This is a genomic window from Dietzia sp. B44 (genome assembly GCF_014145245.1).
Classification (GTDB): domain Bacteria; phylum Actinomycetota; class Actinomycetes; order Mycobacteriales; family Mycobacteriaceae; genus Dietzia; species Dietzia natronolimnaea.
Genome location: NZ_JAALEF010000201.1, coordinates 1 through 5,903, shown reverse-complemented (window position 1 = coordinate 5,903; position 5,903 = coordinate 1). Strand labels below are relative to the sequence as shown.

The following is a 5,903-nucleotide window of genomic DNA, read 5'->3' as shown; positions in this document are numbered from 1 at the left end:
CGAGTCGGCGGACGTCGCCGTCGTCGACCTCACCGAGACCCTCCCCGAGGGCATGGACTACACCACGTGGATGACGGGGATCGTCAACTCGCTGTCCTCGGCCCTCGACGGTGCGACCCCGGTCGCCGATGGTGGACACTGACCAGGTGACATCTCACTTCCGCGGCGAACCCGGCCCCGGGACGGTCGTCTCCCTGGAGTCGGTGACGGTCTCGCGCGGCGGGCGCACCCTCATCCGCGATCTCGACCTCGAGGTGGCCGCCGGGGAGTTCGTCGCCGTGCTCGGCCCCAACGGAGCCGGCAAGACGACCCTGCTCAAGGTGCTCCTCGGCGAGCTGGCACCCGATTCCGGCACCGTGCTGGTGGACGGCCGCGCCCCCGGCGACCGCGGAACCCACCTGGGGTACGTGCCCCAGCAGAAGGCGTTCGACCCCGGGATCACCCTGCGAGGACGCGACCTGGTCGGACTCGGGATCGACGGGACCCGCTGGGGTCCGGGGTGGCCGTCCCGGCGCGGCGAGAAGCGTCGGGTGGTCGACGCCGCGCTGGACCGCCTGGGGGCCGGGCAGCTGGCGGACAAGCCGCTCGGTCGCATGTCCGGAGGCGAGCAGCAACGCGTCCGGGTAGCCCAGGCCATCGCGTGCGACCCGTGCGTCATGCTCTGCGACGAGCCGCTGCTGAGCCTGGACCTCACCGGCCAGCGCACCGTCGCCTCGGTACTCGACCACCGCCGTCGTCACCACGGCACCGCGGTCCTCTTCGTCACCCACGAGATCAACCCGGTCCTGCCGATGGTCGACCGGATCGTCTACCTCGTGGACGGGCGCCACCGCATCGGCACCCCGGAGGAGGTGTTCACCACCGAGGTCATGTCCGACCTCTACTCCTCGCCCGTCGAGGTGTTGCGGGTCCGCGGCCAGATCATCGTGGTGGGCGACACCCAGCACCTGTGCGCCGAACCCTGGTCCACCGGCCACCACCATCACGACGACACCCACCCCGGAGCGCACTGATGGACCGCCTGCTCGAGATCGCCGGGACGATCGCCGACACCGAGGTGACCGCGCACCTGCTCCGCCAGGACTTCGTGCTCTACGGATTGGTCGCGATCGCGCTGCTCGGCCTGCTGGCCGGGGCGATCGGGCCGTTCATCGTGATGCGGCAGATGTCGTTCTCCGTGCACGGCGCCAGCGAACTCGCCCTCACCGGCGCCGCCGCCGCACTGCTGTTCGGCCTCAACCTGGGCCTGGGTGCGATCCTCGGATCCGTGGTGGCCGCGCTGATCTTCGGACTCATGGGCGCCCGCGCCTCCCAGCGCGACAGTTCGATCGGCGTGGTCATGGCGTTCGGCCTCGGCATGGCCGTGCTGTTCATCCACCTCTACCCCGGCCGGTCGGGGACCAGCTTCTCCCTGTTGACCGGGCAGATCGTGGGCGTGTCGGAGCACGGCGTGGTCCAGATGGCTGTGGTCGCGGCGATCATCTGCGTCACGTTGATCGCGCTCTACCGTCCGCTGGTCTTCTCCTCCGCGGACCCCGAGGTCGCCGAGGCGCGGGGGGTTCCCGTGCGCGCGATCAACCTGGTCTTCGCGGTACTGGTGGGCCTCGCGGCCGCCCAGGCCGTCCAGGTGGTGGGGGCGCTGCTCGTGCTCTCGCTGCTCATCACCCCTGCCGCCGCCGCGGCCGCCGTCACCTCGAGCCCCGGGCGTGCGATCGCCCTGACCATCCTGTTCGCCCAGATCGCCGCGGTCGGTGGGATGCTGCTCTCGCTCGCGCCCGGGGTGCCCGTCTCGGTGTTCGTCACCACCATCTCCTTCGTCATCTACCTGGCGTGCCGGGCGGTCGCGGCACTCCGGAGCTGAGCACCGACCGGCCCGCGTGACTACCGTCGGACGGGTGCCCATCGACCCCGACCCCCCTGCCGAGCGACCCGCCGGACCCCCGGCCGAGCCCCCGGCCGAGCGCAGCGCTGAGCTCGACGCGATCCGCGCCGCGTTCCCGACCCTCGCCTGGGATTCGGCGTCGTGGATCGACGAGGGGTGGGACCACGTGGTGGCGCTGTGTCGCGGCTGCCGCGGGGCCGACGCCCTGGGGCACCGGGACCTGGTGTTCCGGTTCCCGACGGACGAGCAGGCGCTCGCACAGCTCCCGCTGGAGATCGCCGTCCTCGACCACCTGTCCCCCGGTGTCGACGCCGCGATCCCCCGGTACACGCACGTCCCGTCGGGCGGCGGCTTCGCCGGGTATCCGCTGGTGGGTGGGGACAGGCTGACCCCCGAGCTACTCCGCGGTCTGCCCACGACGGACAGGACGTCGGTGGCCGGGCAGCTCGGTGCCCTGCTGGCGGCGCTGCACGCGGCCGACACCTCCACCCCGCCGCTGGACCGGGTCCCGGACTCGTACCAACCCGAGAACCTGGACTTCGTGCGGGGGATCGTGGCCCACGACCTCCCTGCGGTGTTCACCGAGGACGAGATGCGGACCGCGCGGGAGATCTGTGACGAGGTCGCCGCGCTCCAGTCCACCCTGCTGCCCAGGGTCTTCCTGCACAACGACGTCTACGTCCGTCACCTGTACTGGGATCGGCGGACGTCCCCGGGCCGGCTGGGGCTCATCGACTTCACCGACATGTGTCTCGGCGACCCGGCGGTCGACTTCGCCGAGCTGTACGAGTACGGCCCGGGCTTCGTCGACGAGGTGCTCGCGCGCTACGTCGGTCGGATCGACTCGACCTTCCTCGACCGGGCGTGGACCTACCAACGGTTCGCCGGGCTCTACATGGTCGTCGGGCACCTGTACTACGGCGAGGAGACGTGGGAGTACGCACGGGCGACGTTCGATCGTTGTCGATCGCCCCGCCGCCCGCCGGGCTGAACGGGAACCGAGGGGCCCGTCAGCCCTTCACGCGACGCTGGCGGGCGAACTCGGACAGCACCACGCCGGCGGCGACCGAGGCGTTGAGGCTCTCCACCCCTCCGGAGATCGGGATCGAGAGGATCGAGTCGCAGTTCTCGCGCACCAGCCGTGAGAGACCCTTACCCTCGGAGCCCACCACGACGACCGTGGGGCCGGTGCCGTCGTAGGTGTCCAGGGTGGTGTCGCCGTCGGCGTCCAGGCCCACGAGCTGTACCCCGGACTTCGCCCAGTCCAGGAGTGTGCGGTTGAGGTTGGTCGCGCGCGCGACCGGCAGCCGGGCGGCGGCACCGGCCGAGGCGCGCCACGCGACGGCCGTGATGGACGCACTGCGCCGCTCCGGGATGAGGACGCCGTGTCCGCCGAACGCGGCGACCGAACGGATGACCGCGCCGAGGTTGCGGGTGTCGGTGATGTTGTCCAGGGCCACGAGCAGCGCGGGTTCGGATGCTCCCATCGCGATGTCGAGCAGGTCCTTGGGATCGGTGTACTGGTACGGCGGCACCTGGAGCCCGATCCCCTGGTGCATCCCGTTCGACACCATGCGGTCGAGGTCCGTGCGCGGCACCTCGAGAATCGAGATGCCCTTGTTGGCGGCCAGGTGGACGGCCTCGGTCAGTCGCTCGTCGGCGTCCGAGCCGACCGCGACGTACAGCGCGGTCGCGGGCACGCCGGCCCGGAGGCACTCCACCACCGGGTTGCGGCCCACCACGTACTCCGGACCATCGGCCTGCTTCTCGGCGTACCGGCGCCGCTGCTGCGTGGTCTCCGCCTTCCGCGAGGCGGCCTTGGCCTTGCGGTGCGCGGAGTGATACGTGCGGTCCTCGGCCTTGGGCGTGGCGCCGCGGGCCTCGAGGCCCCGCCGCCGTTGACCGCCGGATCCGACGACCTGGCCCTTCTTGGTGCCGGATTTGCGGATCGCTCCGCGTCGGGCCGAATTGCCAGCCATGTCAGTCCTTCCGGTTGGCGAGCGACCATCTCTGGCCGTCCGCGGTATCTGCCACCTCGACGCCGGCCGAGACCAGACGGTCCCGGATCGCGTCGGCGGTGGCGAAGTCCTTGTTCGAACGCGCGATGTCGCGCGCCTCGAGTTCTGCGCGCACGAGCGAGTCGAGCGCTGTCGTCGCGGCGTCGTCCGCGCCGCCCTCGGCCACCCAGTGGGGGTCGAGGGGATCGACGCCCACGACCGCCGTCATCGCCCGCACGGCCGACGCGGCCGTCAGCGCCGCGTCGAGGTCGCCGGACGCCAGGGCGGTGTTCCCCTCGCGCACCCGACCGTGGATCTCCGCCAGTGCGGCGGGGACCCCGAGATCGTCGTTCATCGCCGCGGCGAACCCGTCCGTCCAGTCACCCACGGGCACCTCGACGCCGGCCTCGGTCACGCGCCGCACGAACGCCTCGATCCTCCGGTACCCGGCGGCCGCCTCCTGCAGTGCCTCCGGCGAGTACTCGAGCATCGAGCGGTAGTGCGCGCTGCCGAGATAGTAGCGCAGCTCGACGGGTCGCACCGCGCTGAGGATGTTGGGCACGCTGAGCACGTTGCCCAGCGACTTGCTCATCTTCTCCCCCGCCATGGTGACCCACCCGTTGTGCAGCCAGTACCGGGCGAAGCCGTCTCCGGCCGCGTGGGACTGTGCCGCCTCGTTCTCGTGGTGCGGGAACTGCAGGTCCAGACCACCGCCGTGGATGTCGAAGGTCCCACCGAGGTACCAGGTCGCCATGGCCGAGCACTCGAGGTGCCAGCCCGGACGGCCCTCCCCCCACGGGGTGGGCCAGCTGGGCTCCCCCGGCTTGGCCGCCTTCCACAGCGCGAAGTCCCGCGGGTCCCGCTTGCCGCGCAGGTCCGCCGCCTCACCCTGGTCGACCTCGTCGAGGCGGTGTCCCGAGAGGTGGCCGTAATCGCCCTCCGGTGCGGCCGACCAGGCGGCCACGTCGAAGTAGACGCTGCCCTCGGCCGGATAGGCGAAGCCGCGCTCGATGAGCCGCTCCATGTAATCGATCATCTGCGTCACGTGCCCGGTCGCCCGCGGCTCGGTGGACGGCGGCAGGACCCCGAGGGCGTCATACGCCCTGGTGAACTCGCGTTCGTGCGTGGCGACCCACTCCCACCACGGCCGGCCGTTCTCGGCGGCCTTGGTGAGGATCTTGTCGTCGATATCGGTGACGTTGCGGACGAACGCCACGTCGTAGCCCGTGGCCAGCAGCCAGCGGCGCAGGACGTCGAAGGCGACCCCGGACCGGACGTGGCCGATGTGCGGCACGGACTGGGGGGTGGCTCCACAGAGGTAGACGGACGCGTGCCCCTCCCGGACTGGGGTGAACTCCCGGAGGGAGCGGGTGGCGGTGTCGTACAGATGGAGCGTCACGGGTAGCGAGTCTACCGGTGACGCACCCTCCCGCCCGCTTCGTCAGCTCCGGAACACCAGGGCCGTCGCCACGGCGGAGACCCCCTCGCCGCGACCGGTGAAGCCCATGCCGTCGGTCGTGGTGGCCGAGACGGAGACCGGGGCGCCGATGATCGCCGAGAGGGTCTGTTCCGCCTCGACCCGCCGCGGGCCCATCTTGGGGCGGTTGCCCACCATCTGCACGGCGGCGTTCCCGATCGCCCACCCGTGCCCGGCGAGTTCCGCCACCGCCTCGCGCAGGAGCCGCTCACCCGAGACGTCGTCGTACTCGGGGCGACCGGTGCCGACCAGGGTGCCGAGGTCACCGAGACCGGCCGCGGACAGGAGCGCGTCGACCAGGGCGTGGGCCACCACGTCGCCGTCGGAGTGCCCCTCGCACCCGTGGTCGTCCGGGAAGTGCAGGCAGGCCATCATGCATCGCTTGCCGGGCTGCACCTGATGGGCGTCGGTGCCGATGCCGACGCGCGGGATCACGGGTCCGGTCACGGGTGCTCCTCCGGGTTCTCGCGTGCACCGGGCTCCTGCGGTGCGCCGACTTCGTGCAGGGCACGGACTTCCGACAGGGCACGGACTTCGTGCAGGGCAC

General features: G+C 71.6%; 6 protein-coding genes. 3 read left to right on the top strand and 3 right to left on the bottom strand.

All coding sequences use genetic code 11. The features are described 5' to 3' along the window. The first annotated feature begins 128 nt into the window (after positions 1–128). The 3 genes from G6017_RS07480 to G6017_RS07470 are packed head-to-tail and all read left to right on the top strand — an operon-like array spanning position 129 to position 2,873. Entirely contained in the window at positions 129–1,013 is an 885-nt protein-coding gene (locus tag G6017_RS07480; RefSeq protein ID WP_179524509.1) for a metal ABC transporter ATP-binding protein, read from the top strand. Next, positions 1,013–1,861: a metal ABC transporter permease gene (locus tag G6017_RS07475; RefSeq protein WP_179524508.1), complete on the top strand. Its 849-nt coding sequence runs from the start codon at positions 1,013–1,015 to the stop codon at positions 1,859–1,861. Before G6017_RS07480 ends, G6017_RS07475 begins: the two co-directional genes overlap by 1 nt. A gap of 34 nt (positions 1,862–1,895) precedes the next feature. Then, positions 1,896–2,873, top strand: a complete 978-nt coding sequence (locus G6017_RS07470) for an aminoglycoside phosphotransferase family protein (protein WP_347237960.1) — start codon at positions 1,896–1,898, stop codon at positions 2,871–2,873. A gap of 19 nt (positions 2,874–2,892) precedes the next feature. Here G6017_RS07470 and rlmB read toward each other — a convergent pair whose 3' ends face one another. The 3 genes from rlmB to ispF are packed head-to-tail and all read right to left on the bottom strand — an operon-like array spanning position 2,893 to position 5,803. Next, the gene (rlmB, locus tag G6017_RS07465; RefSeq protein WP_182616740.1) at positions 2,893–3,861 is read right to left on the bottom strand and encodes a 23S rRNA (guanosine(2251)-2'-O)-methyltransferase RlmB; all 969 of its coding nucleotides are present in this window, start codon (positions 3,859–3,861) and stop codon (positions 2,893–2,895) included. Between the two features lies 1 nt (position 3,862). After that, on the bottom strand, positions 3,863–5,278 hold the full coding sequence (gene cysS, locus G6017_RS07460; protein WP_179524506.1) for a cysteine--tRNA ligase: 1,416 nt from the start codon (positions 5,276–5,278) through the stop codon (positions 3,863–3,865). A 42-nt stretch (positions 5,279–5,320) separates the two neighbouring features. Continuing rightward, a complete protein-coding gene (gene ispF / locus G6017_RS07455; protein ID WP_179524505.1) occupies positions 5,321–5,803 on the bottom strand; it encodes a 2-C-methyl-D-erythritol 2,4-cyclodiphosphate synthase in 483 nt (160 codons plus the stop codon). Between the last annotated feature and the right edge of the window lie 100 nt (positions 5,804–5,903).

What these genes read in the sequence shown, in the direction of transcription:
- G6017_RS07480 (WP_179524509.1), top strand. Translation starts at nt 129, where the DNA reads ATGGTGGACACTGACCAGGTGACATCTCACTTCCGCGGCGAACCCGGC.
- rlmB (WP_182616740.1), bottom strand. Translation starts at nt 3,861, where the DNA reads ATGGCTGGCAATTCGGCCCGACGCGGAGCGATCCGCAAATCCGGCACC.
- G6017_RS07475 (WP_179524508.1), top strand. Translation starts at nt 1,013, where the DNA reads ATGGACCGCCTGCTCGAGATCGCCGGGACGATCGCCGACACCGAGGTG.